The following is a 26,992-nucleotide window of genomic DNA, read 5'->3' on the forward strand; positions in this document are numbered from 1 at the left end:
GTCAGCTATGCGACTCTCTCACGGCTGACACTGTTTGCTTCTCAAACAAACGGGGGAAAGCACTAATCTACTTCTAAACGAATTGTTTCGGGGTCACATCTATCCACGTTTTGAGGTGTTCGTCTTACTCACCTTGTCGAATCGACGAATTTCCTGATCTTTCGCACCCACCTGCTCTATTCACTTTCAGCGGCAAATGATTGAACCCGCAGGGATTGAGTCAACATCAGGGTAAATTTGATCTGAACAACAGTGGTGAGAATTTTTTATTTCGGCAGGTAAAGATGAGAGACCCTGCGACGTTCTATTCATATTGCTTGATACACAATACAACATTATATATATGTACAGTGCTCGTGACCGGGTTGAGAATGAGTCATGGCTTGAAGAGATTCGAACCGCTGCAGTAACGCTTAATCTTAGCAGTGAAACACAAACTGTTGCTGAGGATTTGTTTCTTTCACAAGCCCCAGATAGTGATCGTTCAAAGCAGGCTATTGCCGCTGCGAGTTTGTATGCTGGGACACTTATTACAGGTTCAGAGCGGTCTCAAAGCGCAGTTGCAGATGCGATGAACGTGACGAGACTCAGCGTTCAACAACACTGGAAAGGGATTCTCAATACGGCTGGATTCCAGCCACCATCGTGGTGAGAGGAATGTTGAATGATAGAGCGTCTGAAGCTGGACTTATCAGACAGTTTAGAGAATATACATTATGGATTGCCTCGGGATCGAACTCCGAGGCACTCTGCCTGCTATCTTGATAGAATTAATAATTACGAGGGTAAGTCTCCTTCCTCAAGGAGAGTGAAACGAACGAGCAGGGAGGGGATACAGCCGTGCATTATCTTGCCAAGAGATTACTAGCATGCCTTCTCGTGGTAAATTATGACGAGCAGTATTCATCAGACTGACTTAGAATGGGATACTAACCACGGTCAGCCTGAGTTATCGTTGTCACTATTGAGTAGGGCTGGGACAGTCCGACTCAGAACGTCTGTGGAGACTGGTATCACGGTTGGTACGCGTCATCCGGACGTACCGCTTGCAAATACCGTCACAAAAGCAGAAAGTCTGATGCGAGAACACGGAATCCCCACCCTCAACAGAGCGATAGCGGAGTCGGGTGGGGTAGTTCACGATGTTCGATTGCAAGTCATTTGCCTCGCGTAAAGACGGCATCTGTGCTACCTGTTGCATACTAACTCACTACTCAGCACCACAGTCATCCGCTGGTCGGGTCGATGATCGTCCACTTCGATGAGGTGTTAGACGCCCATGGCGGTCAATTTCGCCGCGGACAATTCGTGTTGAAGAGATTCGTTTACCATCATCGGCGTATACATGTTCTACTATTTCGACAGTGAGTGGATCAAGACCGCGCTCTTGACGAATTTCATTAATTCGTTCAGCACCCGTTTGTGTCTCCGGGGAGACAACGATAGCATCAAATCCTGGTTCAGTCGCAATTCCGGTTGGTTTCTTCAATGGATGGATTTCAAATTCGCGGTCATGTGCTTCCGCAAGTGGTTCTAGCTCTGCAATAAGAGAGTAGCGGCGATCAGTGAACGGCTTAACATACCGATCTACCTGTCTTGTCTTTGGGGCAAGTTCATTGCTTGTGAGTCCAACAGTGAGATCCCCTAATTCGAATGCCCGCTCAAAGAGGGCTCGATGACCGTCATGAACCGGGTCAAAAGTCCCACCCAGCGCCACATGCATAATCAGTAGATAGCTTGCCATGGGTAAAAATGTAGGAGCATATTCGATTTTATCAAAAGAGCCCGGGCGATATTCAATCAGCCTGCTCTCAATTCGAGTTCCGAGACGACCAGTGCGTTATACAAGCGATGTGCTGACTGTCCCTCGTCATATCTTTACACAATTGAGGATGCGGAGTCCTATGTGTCCGTATCAAGACATAGCGACTCAAGAAGGGTATCGATATTATCACTTGCATGGAGTCGGCGCTGTTTTTTTGCTCCACCCTCGCGCGCGAGCAGTGTCGTGAGTCCATCAACGCCAAGTCGATTAGTTTCGCGATCGACAAATTCTGAAAGCGTGACGGTCTCCATCGATCCAGGGATAATAAACTCAGCATCGCGACCATACCGCATTGCATGCCATTTGTTCGCATCAAGTATCTCACGGCGGACTTTAGTCCCAGATTCACCATCTGCATACCGAGCGGCAAAGTCCATGACAAGTGCATGGATGTATTCAACAATCGCAACTGTTACTGACGGATCAGCTTGTGCATCTGGTGTGCGAACTTCAACAGTTCCATGCCCGGTATGCGGTCGAACATCATACCATAATTCGCCGCGATCTTTGATTGATCCTGTCTCAACCATTCGTTTCTCGAGTTGGTAATATGCCTCAAAATCCTCGAATCGGGTTGGCATTCCCGTGTTAGGGAGTGCCTCAAATATCTTTGCTCGAGCGGAGGCTAATCCAGTATCAAATCCGTTCCAATACGGTGAATTTGCCGAAAGTGCAAGAAGCGGCGGGAGATACCAGCGAAGTTCATTTGCAATCCAAGTTGCAGCATCGGGATCATCAACACCAACATGAACATGCAGTCCAGCAGTTGTGTTCCGATGCTGTGGATATTGAATTCTGTCTAACTGTGATTGATATCGGGGTTTTTCGACGTGATTACGCTCGCGCCACTTCGCTGTTGGATGTAATCCCGCTGCCGCAATTCGGTAACCATGGTCTGCAGCATGCGTAACAAGTGCATCACGAACAGCCTGTACGGATTCACTGACTGCAGACACATCCTCAAGAAGCGGGGTCTGTGTTTCAATGACGAATTGAAATAGTTCATGATCTAGTCGGTCCGCAAGCACTCCCGCTGGTGGGTGGTTATAATCGTAGATCAATTCCTGAATTCCAGCTGTTGGCTGTCCACTATCATCAACGACGAAAAACTCCTCTTCAACGCCGAGGGTACCCATCCGGTCGAAGGCGTCGGCCGACCCTACGTCCATCGATAGATGCTTTGTGGTCCCCAATTAAATATGTCGCGGGCGAAGGCAACACTAGCGCACGAGAGTTGAGTTATATTCACAATATTCAGAAAACGTGATTTGGAACTTGTATTTGTCTATACATAAACAACCTCGGGCGCAGTGGCGCGAAGCTTTTTGTATTTCTCAGGCGTATGCTAGTGCTCCTGCTCGACAATCGAGCGGATGAGGGTGGGCGGTTTAGGCGCCCTGATTCGAACATGCATTCCAGTCGAATAATCTTGCATTACATATTTGGAGTAGCAACAACGGCTAGATGATCATCGTGAAATCTATCAAGTCGTTGGCGAGTCTGTATTATATATCCCTCACGGAGGGTTGAGATAATTGTATCGAACACATCCTCGGGATCACTAAGAACGTCTTCACTACGAGCTTTAATCATAAGGATGAGTTTTCCATCAGGTGCAAGGAACTGTCGATTGCGGAGCGCAACGGTCGCCTGCCCTCGTGTCGCAACATCTTGAATCAGATACTCAATATCAGTCTCAACGACATGGGCATACGTTTCGGGTTGCCGAGCATCGCACAGGAGCGGAATTAGATTTGGACGGGTCGTCGCAACCTCTAGAAGGTCACGAACAGGACGAGGAGCGAATTCGATAGCATACGTTGGTCCAGCAAAATCTGCAACATGAGAAACGGTTGTCCCTGATGCAGCACCGAGATACAGGATTGATTCTCCTCCTGTCAGACCAGTTTCAATGTCAAGTTTAAACATTGCACCAAGCTTTGACCGCCCAGCATCCCATAGACGCCATCCATCAGTATCACGTGGCTCTCCATATACCGTTGTTCCGTGCGTTGTGAGCCGGGATCGATTATCAAATTGACGTCGTTGAACGCCGTCAGGAAGTGATGATGATGCCTTCATGCAGTGTCCTCTTTATCTCGAGCGCGAATTGTTTCAATTCGATCAGTAAGTTCATCATGAATCGATTGTTTGTGTGTCCCTGAGTAGTGGTCAATCCGCGCAGCGATCGCCAGTTTACCGGCGAAAGCCCGAGCGGCTGATCCTCGATTTGCTGGGTGTGTTCCCCGCACATATTCATGTGTGAATATCGCGCCGTGCTTTGGTGCAGAAGCACGTCCTTCAAGATGTGCAAACAGTGCGTCCTCAGCACCAAGGACCTGAATAGTACCTGCAGGCTGTCTGGCAAGTGATTTGAGTCCTCCTGCAAGTTCAATAAGCCGTGTTGCAAGAACCGGTCCTGCCATCGCCGTGAGATTTGGTGCAACCGTTGCAGCCTGTGTCTCAATATATGTTCGGAGATCATCCCGCTCTTCATACAACATGAGAACCTGAGTAGCGAGTGATGTAAGCCGCGTTTCTACAGGTGTCGAAGGGGTTATATCTGCGAGTTCGCGAACCGTGTCTACGCCTGTATCTGAGTCATCAATGCGTGAACCACCCCACTCGGTTAGTCGCTCGGTGAGTTCATTTGCTGTTCGCTCGACATCATCCATTGCTGTGAGACAGTGTCGAAGTTGACGATCATCTGAGGCTTCATATGACTCGACGGCATTTTGTGTTGCAGTGATTGCAGCATCATGCAGTAATTGATAATACGTTGTAGTATCCTCAACGATCTCTGACTCAACAGCTTGCGTTGGCCAATTCTGTGGATCCTCAGCCGCTCCATTGGTTATTGCTGTTGCTGCCGCATCAATATCATCAGGGTCAATATCGCTAAACCACGCTGGATTGTCAGATTGTTCTTTACTCATGGATAAATTTGAATCCTCACAGACTAAGTTCCCTTCCCCATGGGTGAGTAAGGTGAACAAAGAAGTCGGGGGCCACCCACAACAGAGTGGAATCAGCTATTGCGAGCGATATTTACTATTATGAGTATTTATATTATGAGTGTCTGTTAATCTTAATATTGATGTGGATATCATAGTGCATCATCACTCGTTATGTCGGAGATAGCATACATATTCAGCACAGTTATATCATGATAAGAGTTAACAATGATTCCGACAATAATTATACTATTATGAGTCAGCGACCACCGTTTGTGTGTGTTGACTGCGGTTCCCGGGTGTCCTCAAGCGCATTCCGGGCTACGTGTCCGGAGTGCGGTGGTAGCCTCACCCCGGACATGGAGACAGCGAGGAACGCTAATTGACTAGATGACAGACCCAACACGTATCACCGCGCTTGCAGTTACAACAGATGATCTTATCACAGCAATTGAGTCAAGTATTCGCGACCGACGTGGGACCGTCCTTCGCGTCACCCCACCATTCACCGGACGAATGCGAGCACGACTCCATGTTGCTGATGTGGATGTCGATGTCGACCATACGGCGAATGATCGTGAACACCATGATGAAACGAGTTACGTAGTTCGACCAAACGATGAGCATGCAGTAGATACCGAGCCAGTGACAATTGACCCGGAACGGTTTATTGATGATGTACCACCGCTTCCAACCGTTGATTCCATAGAAGATAAACTTCGACGTTCGACGACACAATATTCGCAGTCACGCCACCGTGAGTGGTATCAATCCGCTATTGAAACATGGCGCGAATCAGTCTGTGATCGGCGCGTGAATACAGTAATACTTGATTTGGAGAATAAAAAACACTCAGTCGATGTATCGTATCTTGGATGATCATCAGTCATCGTTTATCTCATTTGATGATAGTTAGATCACTCAAATCACATGAACTGCCTCAGGATCACATCAAAGCCTTGTAGCATTCGCCTCGATTTTCTTTGACGTCCTCTCCGCCCTGAAGGGCGAAGATTCCCACGGCACCGAACCGCTGGTTTGGGATGTGTAAGATTTGTAGTCGCCCGATGTGGACGATTACTGGCTGTGCCAACCAGCCGTTACTCCTATCCCGGCATGGGATTCAGAGGTACGTCTTACTGCTCACACCCTCATTCTGGCACGGAAGAGGGTGTCTCCCGCTTGAAATCAGGGAATCCCGATACTGTCCGATTGATTGGGCGGGTAGACCGCCTCGGTTGACCACTGGACGGTGTCAGGTTGCTTAAAACATCCGTTCTGCACGTTGAATGTGGTTCACGGAGGGTTTGTCGGATTTATCCCCGCTGTGAACGGCGGGGCTTTCTCCTCGCACTTCCGTAAATCTGCAACTAGCAAACAAATCTGGTTACCACATGACATCCTCCACGCCGTTCACGGCGCAGTTTCCTCCGTGTGAGTCTCAGTGGGTCTCTGACTCGCCAGAGCCAGAGGCAACATTCCCGTCACGGTATACGGTATTCTGGTCTGTGCGCTGTTGTTTGTGATTTTCATGAGAGCGTGGTGACTCCAACCAATGCGTTTCCAGCACGTCGGTTAACGCCCACGTACAGGCGTACAAGGCGACTGCCTCGGGGCTTGATCTCGAGGGTAAACCGACACCCCTCATCCAAACGCAATGGTTAATCAAGTAGGTCAGTAAATACTGAATTGTGATGGTTAGTGTGTTTGGCTGAGAGTCCAATAACATGGGCGGTCAGACATCAAGACTGTCCAACTCAGAGAGGGGTGGGACATTCCAAATCAACGTCGTCCGAGAGATGAAGTCTCTCGTGATCACGAAAATCTTCGATTTTCGAACGACCTGTGGGGAGCGCTCTGAAACGGCTCTCTCGGTGAGAGTGGGTTTGTAAGTTCTGTCAGAGAAACAGGAAGCCTCGGGGCTTGCCCGCGAGGCAGGTTCACGCTGTGCCAATGCATTCTTTATATAATCGCTCTATCAGGTCTCGGCACACGCGATTCACGCCCGTAGTAAACGGCAGGATTCTTTCGCTGTATCAAGATAGTGATCGGCATCCCACCGCTTCAGGGCTGTCTCCTAATTATGAGTTCACTGAGTTTCAAACTGCTGTTTCAGGTACCCTCGAACCCAGTCTGTAATCAGAAGACCGAGGCGAGGACCGATTCGGGCGGGGATATCTGCGGGAGGGGGTTGCTGAATGCAAATAAACAAGATCAACAGGATCGTTCCATAGTGGTGTTTCATCCGTGGATATCAGGATTTTTATTTAATTCATCGATCTCGACAGCGACTCGATGTGTGGATAAGAGACAGCCCTTCAGTGATGGGAGGAGGTCAAGTTGAGACTGCTTCTCCCAAGAAGTGCGGGGAAATAGCAATTATGTGGGCAATAATTCATTAGTGAGTATCTTTGCATATTATAGGACAGATCACATGTACCGTACCGCCGAAATATACGTCCATTAGTATTGAACGCCGCTTTGTATCCCGATTTTTAATCTCTATCCCCGACGAATACTTTAAATACTTTAGTGTATTACATACGGTAAGGTCTACTGCCAAGGCTCTCCTGTATTCTTGACCGGCCAGCACACGACCGCCGTCCCCATTATGAGTGACACACGCACAAGAGAGTATACCGAGCGAGAATCGGAAAAGCACGACGAGGAAACGGTCGATGATAAGGAAGCTTCGACGACAGAGACAAGAAGGCGGACAGAAACTGAGTCAGAAGTTGAATCAGCATCAGAGACGCATCGCTGTCCTGAATGTAGTGGAAATCTGATCCAAGATGAAGCACGTGGTGAGACAGTCTGTTCTGACTGTGGGCTTGTCGTTGATGAAAATTCAATCGATCGTGGACCAGAGTGGCGTGCTTTTGATAGCGCTGAACGGGATCAAAAATCTCGTGTTGGTGCCCCAACGACGAAATTGATGCATGATAAGGGACTTTCAACGAATATTGGCTGGCAAGATAAAGACGCATATGGAAATGCGTTATCAGCTCGCCAGCGTGAACAGATGCAGCGGCTTCGAACATGGAATGAACGGTTCCGAACGCGGGATTCAAAAGAACGTAATCTGAAGCAGGCACTTGGTGAGATCGATCGAATGGCTTCCGCACTTGGCCTTCCAGAGAGTGTTCGTGAGACTGCCTCCGTAATTTACCGTCGAGCACTTGATGAGGATCTCCTTCCTGGGCGTTCAATCGAAGGAGTTGCAACCGCAGCATTATATGCCGCTGCTCGGCAGGCTGGAACTCCACGATCGCTCGATGAAATTGAGCGCGTCTCTCGAGTTGACCGGATGGAATTGACACGAACATATCGATATGTGGTCAGAGAACTCAAACTAGAAATTGAACCAGCGGACCCAGAGCAGTACGTCCCACGGTTTGCATCTGATCTTGATTTATCAGATGAGTCTGAACGACAAGCACGGGAGTTGCTACGGAATGCAAAAGAAGAGGCGATTCACTCAGGAAAATCACCGGTTGGACTCGCAGCGGCTGCAGTGTACGCTGCTGCGCTGCTCACTAATGAGAAGGTAACACAAAATGAGGTGAGTGAAGTTGCGAACGTCTCAGAAGTCACAATCAGAAATCGGTATAAGGAGCTTCTTGAGGCAGACGGCGCTGGCGTTCTTGCATAGAGTGCCTAATATATAATTGAAGATATTATCACTCTGGGGTTATTTCAGTAGTGAAATTAAGAATCGGATTTTTTAATTACTTTGATAGAGTATAGAGTTAATTTACATATTGTTTGACGAAGGGACAGAGCGTCGACCAAGTCATGGATTCGAAACTGGTGAAATCGCGCCACAGGCATCACACTTCAGAACAGTTGCGTCTTGACGATCAATAAGGTGTGTGTCTAGTGATCCACATTCATGACAGAATACATATGTTTCGGTGTATGATTCAACAGCGTCAGTTATCCGGTTCTGTGTGAACTACCCTGCCCTACCGCGCTCGGGGCTGCTCGCCCCTCGCTTGGCGAGGACAGGGTTTCTTGCTTCTGTGTCGGAACTTGTATCGGACGTGGATACAGCGGTTCCAGACTCCGCAGGCGATTTCCCTTCACAGGCAGTTCAGAGCGTCCCACTCCTCCCAGATGGACACTCAGCCACAATCGACAGTGCGCGCTTTTTGTTGCGCTTGAACACCGTTACCGTTAGAGACGTGGTGAGCATCATACTACTAGATTCAACCGTGGGTGGTAAAGTAAACGTACCGATGAACGCGCAACCAAACTATGCGCTATATCCCCTCTCTACGCCCTCACTCTGTTCGGGCGGTGAGGAAGGGGGCTTAGCGCCTCAAATTAGCTAAAATCACCAGTAAACCGAGCCCGAGCCCGACCCTTATCATCTATTTGAGCACTTGTTCCGAGTTCCGACTGGAGATACCGGACAATATGATTTGGTTTTCGTGCCAACGGGTCATATGTCGTCTCGAAGTTTTCCCAGACCGTCCGATTTCCTTCGATATGAATGTCCGGAGTGGGCAGTTCAAACCTATGTCCTTCCTCAGCGACGTCTGGTGTCTCCGCAAGCGCACGGTTCAATTGCTTATCGTAGTCCATATCTGCCAGGACGATCGTCGGGAGATATACAATTTACGGGGAATTAATATTAAAAATACTACATATCATGACATTAAAACAGAATTAGATAGAATTAAGATCCATGTAGAATATCCGATACACCCTCAGAAACGACCAAATTTGAGAGATGTATGATAACGTGACTCAAGATAGTAATATATCCCTCCGGTTTCAAGCCAAAGTTGCTTATGAAAAAGCAGGAACTCATCCACCTTCACGGCCTGCTTGCAGAGGTACATACCCAGGTCGAAGCATGGGAGGAGACAGACATTCCGCTTACCGCGTATAATGAACTTGGTGTTCGACCAACATCGATACATAAATCCAAGACAGATCATAAAGCGGCCGTATTCAAGCTTATCGAAGGAATCACCGCACCGATGGACGAATCTGAGCCGGATCGTGTTGCACCAACTGCTGACTGATCAGGATTAAGTGACGTCTTTTTGATATACATCAATTAGCGACGCAGACTCGCTGTATTCATCAAAACAGGTTCGAGTGATCTACATTGATAGATTACAAGGAGGATGCCCGGGGGTTAAGCCGAGGCGATTCACACATACGAGACGCACGAATAGACAGATATTAATTGTGTGTATAAACAGTGACCTCTGGTCTCCTGGTGTAGTCCAATTAGTTTATGCCATCGCCAGTGTCGAACAGTAATCGAAGTTATAGTTGTAGACTGTCGCAACCAATATTAATTTCAATTGTAAGGTACCACGGGTCGGGTTACCCGTGGAACTCTCGCTACGATCTTTAGATTCATGTCGATTCTTAAAGATTACTTGAGTAAATTATACGCTGAACAGGCGCAATACCACGCCGTCACAGTGGGGGATTACGAATGGTTTTCCTGGACAGCGGTGTATATATCAGTGTCGGCGCATCGGTTGTGAATCCGATATAGTCGAGTGCCCGACAGGTGGCGGTTCGAGTGTGAGTGTCCGCCCACGCTGGAAATAGGGTGTGCCCTACGTGGGAATCAAACAACGAGTATCGGGCTCTTGTTACCAATACAAGTAACTCCGAGTCCGGTGACAGTGACGGTGACCGAAGCTCCTGTGGCACAACCAACACAGGGACTTCGCATCGGGTGAAGAGAGGAGTACTGGAGGCTGAGATGTGGCACTCCCTAGAGATTGCCCAGTGACCGGTCACACACCGATTCCAACGGTGGACTGGCTTGGTATTGGTATTGGGAGTCTGCAAACCCAAACTCAAACCCAAACTCAAATCCAAACCGAAAGCTGATACTCCCAACCCAGCGAGGCGGTGCGGTGCCGTGGGATTCCTCCCGCCTTTAGTCGGAGGAAGATGTCAAAGAGTATAATAGGGAATTCCCGTGTATTTTAGCGCCGAGAAAAGGTCAGTTCAGATATTGAGATTAATGTTATCACATTGAGATGGTGCGCCGGGGTTCGTATCAAGTTGCAATAGAATATACTTGATGAGAATCGATTATATCAATCTAATATGGTTTTGAGCACCAATCAACGGTGAATAGCATATACTCATGAATCCTCATGATTCCTCAACAAGCTCATCAAATTCAGGGATAAGATTATCACCATCTGAATCATCATCCGTATTATTCGCAGATTCATCACCCGATGAGATATTACTTCCAGTCTCAGAGTTTGTCTCTGGAGATTCTTCGTCATCATCCGCAATTGGATCAATACGAAGGATTTTCAACGGGATATTCTCAAGTCGTTGTCCAATCTCCTTGCGGGCAATTCGAGATGCATGTTCAGTACGTTCAACATTGAAAACCGTCATCTCGAGCTCAAGCGCCACAAGCGCTTCATCTGCAGCGACAAATGCCGGAGGAAGTTCTTCACCTGAGGGTGAGTGCCGCGAGCCCATTGAAATTTCAACGTAACTGAGATCAGGATTCAACATCTCCCCGGTCTTTGAAATGGCAATGCGTACGGCTTCATCGGTTGACTCCACATCATAAACCGGGACAGCAGCCTCGACGGCGACACTACAGTCCATATCATAATACTCTATGACCGCAGATGGCATCAAAGGTTCGCTGTATCAGCCGACGACACTTCTCCGCCACCACGAAGATAATAGAACACGTATGTCTGTGCATACCCAGCGTATTGACCACCAAGCCGGTCACGGATCGCTCGCGATGTCTGCACATATCCATCACGGTCACATGCCGGGAAATGCTCAGCAATCGCCGTTTGAATCCACGTATCAAGCGGGACCGCCTCTGTATAATCAAGTGAAAATAATAATACACAGTCTGCAACTTTGTTTCCAACTCCGACAAACTGTGTGAGATATTCACGAGCGTCTTCATATGCACGTTCAGCAGCTATAGCAGGATGTGCTTCACCGGTTGAAACCATTTCTGCTGTTCGTTGGACATATGATGCGCGATAGCCAAGACTGAGATCGCGTAACGCCGATTCTGATTGTGCTGCAAGTTGTGATGGTGTTGGAAATGCTGCGAATGACTCACCGCCAACAGTGTGTGTCGTCCCGAATGCATCAGCCATCGATAGCTGCATCTGATGAATACGTGATACTCGCATCTGCGCGGAGCAAATAAATGAAATTAGTGTCGAGAACGGTGGGTCACGGACAAGACGCAATCCATGGAAAGCATCAACAGCCGTCGTAACAAGCTCATCATCGGGAAATGAATCATATATCGACGTGAGATCGTCGTCTAAGCGGAGTAAATGCGTTAAAACCTCGACAGGATCGCCTGTAGCTTCCCATTCAAGTTGATCTTCACGCTGGCGGACCCGAATGACGATTGGGGTATCACTTATTCCGTCGATTGGTGGTGCAACCGTCTCATACCAGTTTGAACCACCACTGACCGACATTGAGTCATACATTCCGCTATCTGCTCGATTCCATAGATAAGATTGCCCACTCTCAAGTGTCGCTTGAAGATCAAATGGTCCGGCGATATCTTGAAGATCAATTGCACCTGACTCGAAGCCAGAATAATCCATTGAGGATATCCAAACGCGCAATGTGTATTGGCGTTTCGTTTGATTGTCCAAGCCCATGCACCATCTATATAATTAATTACCCCCTCCGGCATCTACCACGGTCGGAGTCCTGCACAGGCGGTGCAAGGCGACTGTCTCGGTGTAAGTTCACGCTCTCGATAATTTTTTGTGATCAGATATAATTCTAGTTAGACAATGTCGTTGCTTCTGAGAGCTAACTACAGCCCATGTGTATTCTTTACAGTGAATTCCCTGCATGCTTGGGGGGAGTCGCCACTATCTCGCCACCAACATATAGATATAGCACTTCCCCCGGCTCCCGGGTTAATCTATTCCTGACATTACTTAATCACGTACATGTTCAATTGTCAGCCCGGCAAGCCGACGTGCGAGATCGTCATCAAGTCCACTGTCAGTACACCGCCATTGCCAATTTCCGCTTGCTGTCCCGGGTTCATTAAATCGGGCATGTGAGTCAAGTCCAAGTATGTCCTGTAGTGTTGTAAATCCAATTTGAGCATCTGAACGCCACACAGCATCGATAATTGACCAATTAATCTCTGAGCCATCAACTCCAAGATTATAATGTAAGCAATCGCGCTGTGAGTGTGAAAGTGAGTCATAATATCCAACGATTGTATTAGTATCGTGGGTTGATGAATATGCGACGCTTTGAGCGGGATAATGCATCGGTTGATACATATTCCCTTCGTGACACCAATCAGCATAATGAGGAACTCGCATTCCAGGGAAATTGAAATGTTCTCGAAGATCGTGGAGCGCTTGATCAATAAATCCAAGATCTTCAACAACAAACGGGAGTGATCCAATGTGTTCACGAATGGTCTCAAAGAAATCATAGCCAGGAACCGATTGCCATTCACCTGCAGCAGGAGTGTCGGCATCGACAGGAATTGCATAATATGCATCAAACCCCTTGAAATGGTCAATGCGGGTTATATCGACGAGTGTAAAGAGTCGGTCAAGTCGATGAAGCCACCAATTATATTCCGTCTCACGAAGATGTTCCCAGTCATAAACTGGATTTCCCCACCGTTGACCATCATCGCCGTCACTTGGGGGGACACCAGCGACGACCGCTGGCTCATTATCTTTTGTTAGTTGGAATACATCAGGAGTCGCCCAAACATCTGCACTGTCAAGAGCAACATAGATTGGGAGATCACCGACGAGTGTAATATCGCGGTCAGTGGCTGCCGCCTGAAGTGACTGCCACTGTTGATCGAATATAAATTGTATGATGAGATGATATATAACCTCTGAATCTAATGATTCATACTGATCGCTGAGTGCGTCTGGGTCTCGATGCCGGATTGACTCCGGCCAGTCTGTCCATGCGCCATCATACGAGGTTCGAAGTGCCATAAACAGCGCATAATCGGTGAGCCAATGACTCTCTCGATGATAAAATGGTTTGAATGCTGTGGCATCGATGCTTGTTTGATTATGAGTGGATATATTTTGGCTCGGATCGACAGAATCACCGAGCGTGACAGTGACATCAACTGCTATGTCATCATTGACACCAGAACTGGCAGTAGTATCAGTATCAGCATGAATGTTAATCCCGCCAACGGACTCCTGGAATCGTTTTGCAGCGATTCGAAGGCGGTCATGTTTGTATTCACGTACTGCGTCATACGCAACTTCGTGCGGTGAAAAGTCTGGGACCGGTTTGAGATCCTCGCTTGTGAGATATCCATCAGCAACGAGATCGTCTAAGCTAATTATCAATGGATTCCCTGCGAATGCAGAGTATGACTGGTATGGAGAGTCATCATGAATACCGGCTGTTGGACCGAGTGGGCAGAATTGCCACACCGACTGATTAGCTGTTTCAAGCCACTCAAGAAAGTTTCGTGCACCTGGACCGAGATCACCAATCCCATGTGGACCAGGGAGTGCAGTGATGTGAGCGAAAACGCCTGCCTGTCGATCAAACTGCATACTGAAGCCATCGGCGTCGGCAATTAATCACTGTTGTTCTGTATATCACGGAGAACCAAGGAGGAACCCTTGCGTTCAGCGCGGAGAGGATGTGACTAAAGACAGGTATACCGCAGCATACAGACGTAATACGACAATCAAGAATTAGATTCCAACGTGGGCTTGTGTTAGATCTATTTTGAGTAGTCATTCGATGAGACTACTGACCCTGTTGCTTTCACTACTCGAAATTACTCCGTGATTCCACCAGAGAAGATAGCAAAAGATATGCTCTATCGAAATATAAATATTAAATGTATTATAATCAATAGGTTATTCAATCAATTGATTTGCCACTCAAAAACACTTATTCGTGACCTCATATTTCTAATCGATATGAATGATATCACGGTCACGCTTCCCGATGGTTCCGAATTATCTGTACCAGCAGATGCAACCGTCGAGGATGTGGCCTATGAGATTGGCCCTGGACTGGGACGCGATACGATTGCTGGGGTAGTTGACGGCGAGCTTGTTGATGCTACTACATCTGTATATAATGATGCGCGCGTCGTCATCGTTACTGAACAAAGTGACGAATACCAGCGCGTTCTTCGACATTCCGCAGCCCATGTATTCGCACAGGCACTTCAACGAGAGTACCCAGACGCGAAATTAACTATCGGTCCACCGACTGATGATGGATTTTACTATGATATTGCGAGTGTTGATCTTGATGAAAATGATCTTGAGACGATTGAAACCGAAATGGAGGCAATTATTGATGCCGACATTCCAATCACCCAACAGTATCAATCACGAGAGGAAGCGTTCTCGAAATATGAGAATAATCCATATAAGTGTGATATTCTTGAGACAGAGGCCGCCGATGAGGATCCAGTTTCATTCTATATTCAAGATGATTTTGAGGATCTCTGTCAGGGTCCACATGTCGATTCAACAGGTGAGATTGGTGCAATTACACTATTGAATATTTCATCAGCATATTGGCGTGGTGATGAGGATAATGACACACTGACTCGAGTTTACGGAGCAGCATTCGAATCGGAATCAGAACTTGAATCATTCCTTGAGCGTCGTAAAAAGGCAAAAGAGCGTGATCATCGAAAGATCGGTCAAGAACTTGATTTATTCTCCATCCCAGATATCACTGGACCAGGACTACCGTTGTATCATCCCGATGGGAAAAAGATACTTAATGAACTTTCATCATTCGCACGGTCACTGAATCTTGAGGCTGGATATGAGCCCGTTGAAACGCCGCATCTCTTTCGGACAGAACTCTGGAAGCAATCAGGGCATTATGAGAATTATGTTGATGATATGTTCTTATTGGATGTGAGCGATGAAGAGTACGGGCTCAAACCAATGAACTGTCCTGGACATGCGACAATTTTTGACCAACACTCATGGTCATATCGCGATTTACCGGTTCGGTACTTTGAGGATGGAAAGGTATATCGCAAAGAGCAACGTGGAGAACTCTCCGGGCTTTCTCGCGTATGGTCATTTACTATCGACGATGGGCATCTATTCTGTCAGCCAGAGCAAATTGAACAGGAGGTCACGCATGTGATGGATGCAATCTACTCAGTGCTTGATACATTTGGGCTGGAAGCACATGTTGCGCTTGCAACGCGACCAGAGAAATCAGTCGGCGGCGATGAGATCTGGGAGAACGCTGAGGCACAACTCCGGTCAGTACTTGAATCACAGAATATTGATTACGATCTTGAACCCGGGGACGGTGCATTTTATGGTCCAAAAATTGACTTTGCATTTGAGGACGCACTTGGTCGACAATGGGACGGACCAACCGTCCAGTTAGATTTCAATATGCCGGATCGGTTTGAATTAACATACACTGGTGAAGATAATACGGATCATCAACCGGTAATGATTCATCGTGCCCTGTATGGATCATATGAACGGTTCTTCATGGTGTTGATTGAGCACTTTAATGGAAAGTTTCCGCTGTGGCTTGCTCCTGATCAGGTCCGAATTCTCCCAATCAGTGATGATCAACTCGGTTACGCACATCGGATTAAGAATGAACTCAGTGATTTCCGTGTCAGCATTGAGGACCGTGCGTGGACACTTGGACGAAAAATCCGTGCAGCACAAGAGGAACGGGTACCCTACATGATTATTATTGGCGATGATGAGGTTTCAACAGAGACGATTTCAGTTCGTGACCGGAAAGAGCGTGAAAAACAGGATGTTGATCTTAGTACGTTTCACTCACATCTCCAGTCTGAGTACGAAAATAAACGACTTGAGCCTGATTTCATCGATATGAATTGATCACATACGGTTGATTACGGAGAATCGAGGAGAAAGCCTCGCGCTTCAGCGCGGGAATGAATCCGACGAACTCTCCACACTCCACCGCCTGATAACATTGCAGGATATTCCACGCTGTGGCAATACCCATACCATTAATTACGAATACTGTCATAGAGTACCTATGGCAAAACAGGTTGTCACGCGCACCTATACTGCTTCCATTCGGAATCAGTCACGGGTGTCCGACGATCTTGATGCCCTTGGGTTCGCAGCCTCGAAACTCTGGAACGTCGGACGGTGGACGTGTAGTCGCATCTGGGGTGAAATCGGTCACATCCCGAACCACACCGAACTCACCGCGTACCTCAAAACCCACGAACGCTACGATGACCTGCATTCGCAGTCAAGTCAGCGAGTCCTTCAAGAACTCGCTGAAGCGTTCAACAGTTGGTACGGCAAACGACGCAACGGAGACATGAGAGCGAACCCGCCCGGCTACCGCAAACATGGTGACGAACACCCACGCAGCACGGTGACGTTCAAAGCCGCTGGCTTCAAACTCGATACCCAGTACAACCGCGTTCGACTCTCTCAAGGCGCAAACCTCAAGAACTATTGGTCGGACTTCATCCTCTGTACATTCCATACTCGCCCCGACGTTGACCTCTCCACCGTAGAGACCGTCCAGCAAGTGAAAGCAGTGTGGACAGGCGACGAATGGGAACTTCGCTTCGTCTGTAAAGTGGAGATTGAGGCATCTGAGTCGCCCGGCGAGAAGACCGTCGGTGTTGATCTCGGTATTAAAAATTTTGCCGCGCTCGCCTACGAGGACGGTCACAGCGAACTGTACCCGCTCAATTGCTTGAAACAGGACGACTATTACTTCAGCAAACGGATTGCTCGGTGTGACGACTCGAACTCCGAGCAGGTCACCCGGCTGAATCATAAGAAGTCGGCTCGTCGCACTCACTATTTCCATACGCTTTCGAAACACATTGTTGAACGGTGTGTTGAGGAAGGCGTTGGAACTATCGTGGTCGGCAATCTCTCCGACATCCGTGTGGATGAGGAGACCAATGAGGCAAAAAACTGGGGTAGGCATGGAAACCTCGATCTCCACTCGTGGGCGTTTGACCGGTTCAGGAAGCTGCTCACCTACAAATCAGAGACGGAAGACATCACGGTTGAGCAGGAGTCTGAGCGCGATACGTCGAAGTCGTGTTCGTGTTGTGGTCGCAAGCGGGATGGGAACCGCGTTGAACGCGGGTTGTACGTCTGCGATACGTGCGGTACAGTGGCGAACGCTGATGTGAACGGGGCCGAGAATATCCGACAGAAAGTATCTCTGAGTTCACCGAATCTGTCGGTGAATAGGAGTAACGGCTGGTTGGCACAGCCATCGACATTCCTGTTCGACAAGGAGACTGGTGCGTTTGCACCTGAAGAACGGGTTAGGTCGTAAACCACAATATCCCAACTCAGCGGTGCGGTGCCGTGGGAATCCTCGCGCTTCAGCGCGGGGAGGATGTCAAATATCTATCTGTAATAGAGGGGATGAGTCAGAAGACAGTATGTGATAATTAATTTTTCTTCATCATATCAGCACATTTTTTCGATTCAATTATCTGTGAAAATCTCATTGTACGATGCCGCGATTGGATAGCGCCATCCACTGTCAAAAGCCTTTGTTGTGACGCGGAGCGCTGGTGGTGTCTGTTTACGCTTAAACTCTGATTGAGTGATATTTTCTACAACTGTTTTGACTTGTTCTTTTGTTGCGTTGGTCTCTTCGACAATCTGTGTGAGCGGATATTTGTCTCCGACATACTGGCTGACGACAGCGTCGGTGATCTCATATGGCGGAATATCATCAACATCAGTTTGTCCCTCAGCAAGTTCTGCTGTCGGCGCTTTTCCTATGACAGAATGAGGGATTGGAGTAGAATCAGCCCATGTTGGGATATCCGTATTGAAATCTTCTGCAAGTGCGTATACACGACGCTTGGTGCAGTCACCAAGGGGTGCAATCGCACCAACCGCATCACCATAGAGTGTACAGTAACCAACTGCTGCTTCGCTTTTATTATCAGGGGTCAACACAAGTGCATCAAGATCATTTGAGACGCCCATCAATAACAAACCACGTACTCGAGCCTGTACATTCTCACGAGTAATCCCCCGAGTATCATCACCTGGTGTGACTCCATTGATTGCATCAAGCAAAGACTGTGAGAGGTGTTCAATCCCGATTTCATCGAATTGTATTCCAAGATTTTGAGCAACCCGCTCTGCATCTGTTCGGTTATTCTCAGTGGTAATAGCGCTCGGTAATGTTATGCCATGAACATTCGATGGACCGATAGCTTCGGCAGCAAGGGCAGCAGTAACTGATGAATCGATTCCACCGGAAAGCCCGATAATAACATCATCAAATCCACTTTTATCGAGGTAATCCCGAATTCCCAGTTCGAGCATCCGTCGGAGTTGTGCCGTCTCAGATGGGGTTGTTCCTGACGTCGAGTTATTCTTCGGCTGACCAATCAATACACGTGGTTCGCCGCTTGTAGCAGAGGCTATCTGAGAACCATCAGAATCAAGTATGAACGATGTGCCATCAAATAGAATGTCATCATTGCCGCCGACTTGGTTGGCAAAAACAACCGGTGCGTCGATGCGCCTAGCATGACGCCCAAATCGATCAAATCGTGCTGAGGATTTATTCACTCGATATGGGCTTGCAGATAGATTAACAAGAAGGTCGACATCTGCGGTTTCATAGGGTGCAATCGGATCTGTTTGATGACGCTGTTGACCAGTTACTTCATGATCATACCAAGCATCTTCACAGATTGTAATCCCGACCGTTGTGTCGTCAATATGAGTTGTCTGCGATTCGGTGCCTCGTGAAAAATAGCGATGTTCGTCGAAGATATCATACGTCGGGAGAAGACGCTTATTATACTGCACAGTAGCTTCTCCATCAACGAAGACTGTTGCACTATTCGTGAGTGGTGGACCGCTCGTGCGGTCTGCAGAGGCGGTGTGTCCGACGATGAGCGGGGGACCCTGTTCGGTGAGATGGCGGAGGGTCTCAAGCGCAGTCTGTTCTGCATCACGCACACGCTGTCGATGGAGGAGATCCCGAGGCGGATACCCCAATAATGCGAGTTCTGGTGTAATAATTAAACCGACACCCGCGTCGGTAGCTTGCTCATATGCTTCGATAATCTGAGTGCAATTGCCAGACACATCACCAACAATGGGGTTATGTTGGACAATGGCAATCTTAATTGGCAGAGACATACTCACTTTTGTGCTTATTCGGGCATAAGTTCATACACTCAATAGCATTGACGAGCGGCTATATATGATATTGTATATGATTGATTCTACAGAGAAAGCAGGCAGAGTGCCTCGGGGCTTGACCCCGGAGCAGTTCACTAGTAATAGGAGTTATCTCTGGTTAGTCGAAATGTGATAGTGGGTACTGAATATCACCCAGAGTTATAATAATCCGGATATACCTCGGTTTAGCCAGTCCGAACGAGTGCTGTTAAGTGGTGGCCGACCGGATTAATCTGCATAATGAGCACAGAGGCCACTATCTCATCGATGTCCGCGTACGCTATTCTTGGGTGCGGAAGTGTCGGTTACGCGGTGGCCGAAGAACTCGTTGAGGAAGGTAGAGATGTTCTCATTCTTGATAAAGATGAGAGTCGTGTTGAGTCGTTGCGTGATCAGGACTTAAACGCCCAACAGACTGATATTTCCGATGAAACTGTGAAAACGGCTGTAGCTGACCGTGAGGTCGTCCTTATTCTCGCATCAGATGTCGAGGCTAATAAAGCTGCAGTCGCAGCAATCCGCGAACAGGATGATGATCAATTTATCGTTGCAAGGGCATCTGATCCGGTAACAGAAGACGAACTCGATGAACTCGGTGCGGATGCTGTAATTAACCCCTCTGAGGTTATCGCCAATTCAGCACTCCGGTCACTCGAATCTGGTGAACTCGAGTATAAGACTGACCAGTTAGCAGCAATACTTGAGTCATCAGCAGATTCCGTTGCGATCCTGACACAAAAAAACCCAGATCCTGATTCAATTGCATCAGCAGCAGCACTAGAGGCGATTGCTGAGTCTCATGATGCTGAGGCAGATATCCTGTATGATGGTGATATTGGTCATCAAGAAAATCGAGCGTTTGTAAACGTGCTTGGGATTAAACTGACATCAGAGTCCAAAGAGCAGACATTGTCCGCATACGATGTTATTGCACTTGTTGATCATGCAGATTTTGAAACTCCTGGATTAGATAGAACAGTCGACATTGTCATCGATCATTGCGAACCTGAGGAGGAAATCGATGCCAGCTTCAGTGATATTCGACCAAGCATGTCAGCTACATCAACTATCCTTACAAAATATCTCCAGGAATTTGATATGAGCCCGACTGAAGTTGTTGCAACAGCGCTTCTGTATGGCATTCGATCGGAAACATTCGACTTTAAACGTGAAACATCGCCTGCAGATCTCACGGCTGCAGCATACCTGTATCCATTCGCAGACCATGACACACTTGAGCAAGTTGAATCACCCTCTATGTCGCCAGAAACCCTGGATATCCTCGCAGAAGGAATCCAGAATCGGGAAGTTCAGGGAAGCCATCTTGTATCAAACGCCGGCTTTGTTCGCGACCGGGATGCACTTGGGCAGGCAGCACAGCACCTACTTAAACTCGAAGGAATCACCACAACAGCTGTTTTTGGTATCGCTGACGATCGGATTTACCTCTCAGCGCGCTCGAAGGATGTCCGTATAGACATTGAGAAGATACTTGAAGATGCATTCGCAGATATCGGCGAGACTGGTGGACACTCCACCCAAGGGGATGTCGAGATTCCACTCGGTATTTTCACTGGGATTGAGACAACCGATGGAAACCGCGATACTCTTCTGCAATTGACCGAGGAAGCTGTCCGACGAAAATTACTTGAAGCAATGGGTGTCGAAGGAGCTGAGAGCGGTAATGGAAGTTAACCGGAGAGCAGAAATCTCTAGATATCACCATGGCTCCTAACGCCACGTCATATTTAATCTAGCTAGTGAATAAATAATCACGCCGACATATTGTAAACTGCCTTGCGGTCAAGCCCCGGGGCAGTCGCGTTGAACCGCCCGTACATATTCATCTGACACGATATTAATAGAAAAGTTGTATTAGCATCAGTAAGATATGATACCGACAGTTATCGGTGTGAGATGTGCGAATATGAGAAAATAAAGAGTGTATTACAGTCACACACGACTCATAGTATCATTCAGCATCACATGTGTTGTATCATGCAACAACAGTGTTACCATCCTCATCATCTTCATCATCTTTCAGCCGTTCGACAACATCAGTGACCAAGACAATATCACCAACCGACCGCACCCATCGATAAGGAACAATGACACCTGTCCCAGGTTCAACTCGGTCGCTAAATAATTCATCATTAAGCTGTGTCAGTGCAAGCCCAGTAATCTCACGTCGATCCTTGAGATCAACGCGAAGGTCTTCCACCTCACCGACAAAAACACCACTATTTGAGTATACTTTATGACCAATCAGTGTCGTGATCTCTTCGATTGTCTCGTCCATATGGCGACTCACGGTGGCATCCATCTTAACAGTTCGTTGTATTTTATCAAGATTCCACGTCATTGTTGTGAAATAGAGCATCCTGTGTAGAAAAAATATAGTAAAATATATTACTTATACAGTGATATAGCCGAGATTACACCATATTAAAACGAGTGATATGTCTATTATCTTGATCGGAATAGAATAATTAGGGATATCAGATTATCACATCAACAATCATCAAATGAGTGTTCGCCTTGAGTTGAGGCTCACAGTGATTAAAGATATATGATCATTCATTGAATTCATTCGCCGTGACGCGGACGACAACCGTTTCTTCGACCTGGCGAAGGTCATACGATGGCAGTGTCTTATAAGAGCTATCTTCGGTTTTAGCACGTCGTGTCACATACATCGGCTCGGTTGGGGAGCCATCGACAACGCCATAGATGGCGAGTCGTTCACCGGTCTTCGATGGTGGAATCTGTTCATCACGGACAGCAGTTGCGAGTGACCGGCTCAACCATTCATCACTCGTAATACTTGGTTCACGAATTATGGTCTGGTCAACGAATCGGAGAAGATACCAATCCAGGTCATTACACAACGAGACTGCTGCACCAAGGCTTACCGTTTCAACTGCCAGAGAATTCCGAAATGGCTCAGCAAACGAATATGTAATAAGTGCCTCTCTTGCTGTCTCCCGAGAGAGGAGTTCATATTGCACATCCGTGCCTTGCTCACCAAGAAGGCAGACGACCGTCACACGATATTTCTCTCATAAGAAAATAAGACGTTATCGTTATAACGGTTACATAGTATATACTATTTTAGTGTTATACTACACCTAGTCTGCATCAAGCCAAAGCGTTGCACACTCCTCATCGCAAAATGCGAGTAAACGGCGTTCCCGAGTCAACTTGGATCCGGGGGGCGGCGTTCGCTCGCGATCTAACTCAACTTGACAATGACCATGCATTAAATAAATCGATTCTTCACACGTTGGGCACACTTTTGTTGTGTCCTTCCAGTCGCTTCGATGAATGACTTGTCGGACGGTCCATTCGGGGGTGGTTGGGTGAGGACGACACGTTCGTGACATAATCGTAATTAGGGTATCAAGCCATGTAAATGCATTTTTCACCGATTGTTCAGGTAAGATTGGTTGCGAACAAGATACTTTGTTATATAATTATGAATAAGTGTACAAATGATTTCTTACATTTCATCTTGGGTAGTAACCGTTGAATGGATACTTTTGAATATTACTGACATCCTTCTCCACTTGCACACACACGTATTCTCCCTGATTTTAATCGATGTTCGATATACCATATACCTGATATCAATGTCTTGTTGACATTTATTAAGCCGAGTTCAATCAGAAACAATCCTATATATCGCCATCTGAATATACCGATCTGAGCTACCTCGGCACACGGTGGATTATGATGTACGGTTTAAACGCCAGATTTGAATCCCATCAGTATCAAAATGTTGTAAGTTCATCATTGATGACACGCTCTGTAATGCTCGTAACATCAGCGAGTCGATTATCAATAATTGCTCGAATTTCAGGCTCAATTGCTTGAAGATTAACATTTGATTCGGTCACAATCTTTGCATCTGCAATGTGTGGTTCATCAATTGGACGACCAATCTGTGAGAGAAGTCGAATTTGTAGGTCACGGATTCCATCAACATCAGCAACGACTGATTCAGCAATGTCGGTTGAAAGAAGATTATATATTTTTCCGATATGATTTACTGGGTTTTTCCCTGAGGTAGCCTCCATACTCATTGGTCGATTTGGCGTGATAAGCCCGTTAGCACGATTCCCACGCCCCACAGACCCATCATCACCCATTTCAGCACTTGTTCCTGTAACTGTCAGATAGATAGATCCGGTATCATAGTCGTCTGCAGTGTTAACTGCAACAGTGACCTCGCGGTTTGTATGCCTGTGCGCGACATCGGTAACGAACGCACGGATGTTCTCAATAGCATCAGCATAATCTTCAAGATCAGCGACGTAACGATCAATCATCGCAGCAGCAACAGTGATGTCAATGCTGTTATTCTCTCGTTTTCCCATTACTTTGATATCCGGACCAATAACAGGATGATTGTCAGCATATGGACCATTAAGTTGCATCTCAACAGCTTGAACAATTTTTTCTGTCTCTGTGAGAGGTGCATGTCCCACACCAAATGAGGTATCATTTGCCATTGGAATCTCAACGTTATTTTCGCCGAAGACATCTTTGAGATCTCCAGACCCCTGTCCGAGACGAACGTCAACGATGACATCTGTCCCGAGAGTCAGTGCAGGGATATTTTCGCGAAGATATGTTCGAGCTGCGCTCACTGCTGTCGAATCAACTGGCAATCGTTGCCCATTATATTTTTTTGTTGCACGCCCAACTATCAGAATATACATCGGCTCCACAACCTCGCCGCCACCAAAGTCCGGAATCGATTCACCAGCTACTAACTGTGTTTCATCGGTATTATAGTGTAAAACGTGACCAACACGGTCGAGATACAATTGTGATAGCGCACGTGAAACGGTCTCTGCAATGCCATCACAAATAGAGTCTGGATGACCAATCCCCTTTCGTTCGACTATTTCGACTCGCTGATCCTCAACAGCGTCACGATTGGCTGCCTCAATTGCAATATTCCGCTCAGTCATTATTCTCGTTTCTTCATCGGTCATCCTATAACTTGTGGAAACCTTCTCAAGAAGAAATATTACCACGAAAAATAAAACAGATTACTCATCAAGTAATAACCCAAGATACGAACTCCGAATCTGATCATCTGGATTTAATCCCAAAGCTCTAATTGTATCAGTGAGATCTGACCGCACAGTAGGGACGTCTGACTCGGTTGATGTTGTTGCCTCAGCCTCAACAAACTCACCAAGATCACGAACATTATCAAGTACAACTGTATGTGTGGTATCGTCCGAATGTCTGAAGGTATAGATATCACGATGTTTCACCACTGTGGCAGCAGGATCGAATCCTAATTCATCAAAAATAGCAGCAACTGTCGTATCATCGGCGACTGCTACTTCATACTCTTCCCGCGTTTTTGATGTTGCGTCAATCCGAGGACCCTTGTATGTGAGCTTAGTTGTTGATGTGGCTGTATCGGCTTCATCAGACACATCACGCTCCTCTCGCCGAATTCGAAGCGCCTCATCTGTTGTTGCAAAATTGCGATGTGGTGCATTATAATATGTATCACGCTGTTCGACATGCCCAACATATGTCGAGTTGGCTTCAGTGAGCGCGGACTCAACTCTATCATGAGACGCACGGATCTTAAGTTCAACCTCGTACACATAGCCTCGGTATAACCGAATTGGAATAAGTTATCTGGTCTGCTAGGTCGACATTGCTGATAGTCTGAGGATCGTTCTCTTGCGTAAAAAGATTGTATTTATTTAAATATATTTGTAATCGATTTAGTTGGATACAAGGGCTAAGTCTCTATCCATAAGAAGTAAATTGTAGATGTATGAACATGATGCAGAAGTCGATCCGAGGAGTCTATTGTCGTGATAATTGGTATTGAGCGGTATGCGATAATATGCAGGGTCGAAACGTGATTCTTAAGAGTCAGACGGGAGATATTCAGTATATGAGTGACGAACCGCAGGCGGAAGAGGCCGATACGGCCGATTCGGGCATTCAAGACGGTGACTTTGTCCGTCTTGCATACACCCTCCGAACGCAGGAAGATAAAACCGTCATCGACACGACAGACCCAGAGGTCGCTGAAGAAGCAGGGTTAGATGACGATGAGCGTGAATTTGAGCCTCGTGTATTAGTTATTGGTGCAGGACATCTTTTCCCCTCAGTCGAAGATGCGATTCTCGACACAACTGCTGGCGACAGTGGGGCTGTTGAAATCCCTGCGGATGATGCCTTCGGTGAGTATGATGAGGATGAGGTCCGAACAATCAGTGCAAATAAGATTGATGACGATAATCAGTACCCTGGCGCGCAAGTGCAGATTGATGGCGATCAGGGTCGGATTATAACCATAATCAACACACGTGCACGGGTAGACTTCAACCATCCACTCGCTGGTCAGGATCTTGAGTATGAATATGAAGTGCGTGATATCGTTGAGGATCCTGAAACAAAGGCTGAAAGTCTACTTGGAATGTATCTCCAAACGCCTCCAACCGTTCGAATTGAGACTGATACAGTCGAAGAAGAGCAACCTATTGAGACAGCAGACGAATCAGAGACTGCGGCTGAAGATGATGTCGATGCCGATACTGAGTCGGAGATTGAAGCAGAAGTTGAGCCACCAGTCGAAACTGAAACTGAGACGGTTGAAGTTGAAAAGGAAACACTCTATGTGGACTCAACGCCTGAAATGCAAATGAATCAACAGTGGCTCTTCTCAAAACAACAGATTGCAGAAGAGGTTATTGACCGGACTGGTATTGACCGGATGATTATTCAAGAAATCCTTGATGGACGAGGTGGCATGATGGGGGGTCTTGGTGGCATGATGGGCGGTATGGGTCCTGAACTCGATGCTGAAGACGATGTTGAGACAGATGTCGATGAGTCGGATGATGTCGATATCGAGGAAACAGTCGAAGACCTCGAAGAACTTGAAGATGTAGACATCGACGCTGAAGAACTAGCTGCTGAATTGGGCGATGTTGAAGAGTAATTGATATGACTAGCAGTGAACTACCCTGTCT

General features: G+C 47.1%; 24 protein-coding genes and 1 pseudogene. 10 read left to right on the forward strand and 15 right to left on the reverse strand.

Going from position 1 to position 26,992, the window contains the following annotated elements; translation table 11 throughout:
* Positions 1-343 precede the first annotated feature (343 nt).
* A complete protein-coding gene (locus HQRW_RS08350; protein ID WP_014556240.1) occupies positions 344-652 on the forward strand; it encodes a cyclin family protein in 309 nt (102 codons plus the stop codon).
* A gap of 558 nt (positions 653-1,210) precedes the next feature.
* On the opposite strand, the gene HQRW_RS08360 is transcribed toward HQRW_RS08350, so the two are convergent.
* The 4 genes from HQRW_RS08360 to HQRW_RS08375 form a co-directional block, all read right to left on the reverse strand.
* Positions 1,211-1,723: a phosphopantetheine adenylyltransferase gene (locus tag HQRW_RS08360; RefSeq protein ID WP_014556241.1), complete on the reverse strand. Its 513-nt coding sequence runs from the start codon at positions 1,721-1,723 to the stop codon at positions 1,211-1,213.
* Between the two features lie 179 nt (positions 1,724-1,902).
* On the reverse strand, positions 1,903-2,994 hold the full coding sequence (locus tag HQRW_RS08365) for a glutamate--cysteine ligase (RefSeq protein WP_011571796.1): 1,092 nt from the start codon (positions 2,992-2,994) through the stop codon (positions 1,903-1,905).
* A 265-nt stretch (positions 2,995-3,259) separates the two neighbouring features.
* Positions 3,260-3,907: a fibrillarin-like rRNA/tRNA 2'-O-methyltransferase gene (locus HQRW_RS08370; protein ID WP_011571797.1), complete on the reverse strand. Its 648-nt coding sequence runs from the start codon at positions 3,905-3,907 to the stop codon at positions 3,260-3,262.
* Entirely contained in the window at positions 3,904-4,761 is an 858-nt protein-coding gene (locus HQRW_RS08375) for an NOP5/NOP56 family protein (protein ID WP_014556242.1), read from the reverse strand. The genes HQRW_RS08370 and HQRW_RS08375 overlap by 4 nt, the downstream gene beginning before the upstream one ends.
* A gap of 272 nt (positions 4,762-5,033) precedes the next feature.
* Here HQRW_RS08375 and HQRW_RS17160 point away from each other — a divergent pair, with 272 nt between their 5' ends.
* The 3 genes from HQRW_RS17160 (at position 5,034) to HQRW_RS08385 (ending at position 8,431) form a co-directional block, all read left to right on the forward strand.
* Positions 5,034-5,165 (forward strand): rubrerythrin-like domain-containing protein, encoded by a 132-nt coding sequence (locus tag HQRW_RS17160; RefSeq protein WP_455429223.1) that lies wholly within the window; start codon positions 5,034-5,036, stop codon positions 5,163-5,165.
* 4 nt (positions 5,166-5,169) lie between these two features.
* Entirely contained in the window at positions 5,170-5,658 is a 489-nt protein-coding gene (locus tag HQRW_RS08380; protein WP_014556243.1) for a hypothetical protein, read from the forward strand.
* A gap of 1,732 nt (positions 5,659-7,390) precedes the next feature.
* Positions 7,391-8,431 (forward strand): transcription initiation factor IIB, encoded by a 1,041-nt coding sequence (locus tag HQRW_RS08385; RefSeq protein ID WP_014556244.1) that lies wholly within the window; start codon positions 7,391-7,393, stop codon positions 8,429-8,431.
* A 141-nt stretch (positions 8,432-8,572) separates the two neighbouring features.
* On the opposite strand, the gene HQRW_RS15085 is transcribed toward HQRW_RS08385, so the two are convergent.
* Together HQRW_RS15085 and HQRW_RS08395 are read right to left on the reverse strand one after the other, a co-directional pair.
* Entirely contained in the window at positions 8,573-8,719 is a 147-nt protein-coding gene (locus HQRW_RS15085) for a eukaryotic translation initiation factor eIF-2-beta/eIF-5 family protein (RefSeq protein ID WP_077260104.1), read from the reverse strand.
* 392 nt (positions 8,720-9,111) lie between these two features.
* Positions 9,112-9,366, reverse strand: a pseudogene (locus tag HQRW_RS08395) (translation initiation factor IF-2 subunit beta); the annotation flags it as partial.
* Positions 9,367-9,575: 209 nt separating this feature from the next.
* On the opposite strand from HQRW_RS08395, the gene HQRW_RS08400 reads away from it, so the two are divergent.
* Positions 9,576-9,812, forward strand: a complete 237-nt coding sequence (locus tag HQRW_RS08400) for a UPF0058 family protein (RefSeq protein ID WP_011571803.1) — start codon at positions 9,576-9,578, stop codon at positions 9,810-9,812.
* A gap of 703 nt (positions 9,813-10,515) precedes the next feature.
* Entirely contained in the window at positions 10,516-10,644 is a 129-nt protein-coding gene (locus HQRW_RS16710) for a hypothetical protein (protein WP_269448444.1), read from the forward strand.
* A 270-nt stretch (positions 10,645-10,914) separates the two neighbouring features.
* Here the strand turns inward: HQRW_RS16710 and HQRW_RS08405 are convergent, their stop codons facing one another.
* The 3 genes from HQRW_RS08405 to malQ all read right to left on the reverse strand — a co-directional run bounded on the left by HQRW_RS08405 (position 10,915) and on the right by malQ (position 14,345).
* On the reverse strand, positions 10,915-11,391 hold the full coding sequence (locus HQRW_RS08405; protein ID WP_014556246.1) for a DUF555 domain-containing protein: 477 nt from the start codon (positions 11,389-11,391) through the stop codon (positions 10,915-10,917).
* 29 nt (positions 11,392-11,420) lie between these two features.
* A complete protein-coding gene (locus tag HQRW_RS08410; protein WP_049891872.1) occupies positions 11,421-12,377 on the reverse strand; it encodes a DNA-3-methyladenine glycosylase family protein in 957 nt (318 codons plus the stop codon).
* 345 nt (positions 12,378-12,722) lie between these two features.
* The gene (gene malQ / locus HQRW_RS08415) at positions 12,723-14,345 is read right to left on the reverse strand and encodes a 4-alpha-glucanotransferase (RefSeq protein ID WP_014556248.1); all 1,623 of its coding nucleotides are present in this window, start codon (positions 14,343-14,345) and stop codon (positions 12,723-12,725) included.
* 375 nt (positions 14,346-14,720) lie between these two features.
* Here malQ and thrS point away from each other — a divergent pair, with 375 nt between their 5' ends.
* Positions 14,721-16,649 (forward strand): threonine--tRNA ligase, encoded by a 1,929-nt coding sequence (thrS, locus tag HQRW_RS08420; protein WP_014556249.1) that lies wholly within the window; start codon positions 14,721-14,723, stop codon positions 16,647-16,649.
* A gap of 163 nt (positions 16,650-16,812) precedes the next feature.
* The gene (locus HQRW_RS08425) at positions 16,813-18,093 is read left to right on the forward strand and encodes an RNA-guided endonuclease InsQ/TnpB family protein (protein WP_014556250.1); all 1,281 of its coding nucleotides are present in this window, start codon (positions 16,813-16,815) and stop codon (positions 18,091-18,093) included.
* 155 nt (positions 18,094-18,248) lie between these two features.
* On the opposite strand, the gene HQRW_RS08430 is transcribed toward HQRW_RS08425, so the two are convergent.
* Positions 18,249-19,934: an NAD+ synthase gene (locus HQRW_RS08430; RefSeq protein ID WP_014556251.1), complete on the reverse strand. Its 1,686-nt coding sequence runs from the start codon at positions 19,932-19,934 to the stop codon at positions 18,249-18,251.
* Positions 19,935-20,216: 282 nt separating this feature from the next.
* On the opposite strand from HQRW_RS08430, the gene HQRW_RS08435 reads away from it, so the two are divergent.
* Positions 20,217-21,671, forward strand: a complete 1,455-nt coding sequence (locus HQRW_RS08435) for a DHH family phosphoesterase (RefSeq protein WP_014556252.1) — start codon at positions 20,217-20,219, stop codon at positions 21,669-21,671.
* Between the two features lie 301 nt (positions 21,672-21,972).
* Here the strand turns inward: HQRW_RS08435 and HQRW_RS08440 are convergent, their stop codons facing one another.
* From HQRW_RS08440 to cyaB, 5 genes are all read right to left on the reverse strand, one after another.
* On the reverse strand, positions 21,973-22,275 hold the full coding sequence (locus tag HQRW_RS08440) for a PRC-barrel domain-containing protein (protein WP_011571810.1): 303 nt from the start codon (positions 22,273-22,275) through the stop codon (positions 21,973-21,975).
* A 274-nt stretch (positions 22,276-22,549) separates the two neighbouring features.
* Positions 22,550-23,023: a DUF5804 family protein gene (locus HQRW_RS08445; RefSeq protein ID WP_014556253.1), complete on the reverse strand. Its 474-nt coding sequence runs from the start codon at positions 23,021-23,023 to the stop codon at positions 22,550-22,552.
* Between the two features lie 81 nt (positions 23,024-23,104).
* On the reverse strand, positions 23,105-23,359 hold the full coding sequence (locus HQRW_RS15090; protein WP_014556254.1) for a hypothetical protein: 255 nt from the start codon (positions 23,357-23,359) through the stop codon (positions 23,105-23,107).
* Positions 23,360-23,746: 387 nt separating this feature from the next.
* Complete coding sequence (locus tag HQRW_RS08450; RefSeq protein WP_014556255.1) at positions 23,747-24,952, reverse strand: methionine adenosyltransferase; 1,206 nt, start codon at positions 24,950-24,952, stop codon at positions 23,747-23,749.
* 81 nt (positions 24,953-25,033) lie between these two features.
* Positions 25,034-25,609, reverse strand: a complete 576-nt coding sequence (gene cyaB / locus HQRW_RS08455) for a class IV adenylate cyclase (RefSeq protein WP_014556256.1) — start codon at positions 25,607-25,609, stop codon at positions 25,034-25,036.
* Between the two features lie 299 nt (positions 25,610-25,908).
* Here cyaB and HQRW_RS08460 point away from each other — a divergent pair, with 299 nt between their 5' ends.
* On the forward strand, positions 25,909-26,961 hold the full coding sequence (locus HQRW_RS08460) for an FKBP-type peptidyl-prolyl cis-trans isomerase (protein WP_014556257.1): 1,053 nt from the start codon (positions 25,909-25,911) through the stop codon (positions 26,959-26,961).
* Positions 26,962-26,992: the final 31 nt, after the last annotated feature.

Origin of the sequence: Haloquadratum walsbyi C23, from assembly GCF_000237865.1 — an archaeon.
Taxonomy (GTDB): domain Archaea; phylum Halobacteriota; class Halobacteria; order Halobacteriales; family Haloferacaceae; genus Haloquadratum; species Haloquadratum walsbyi.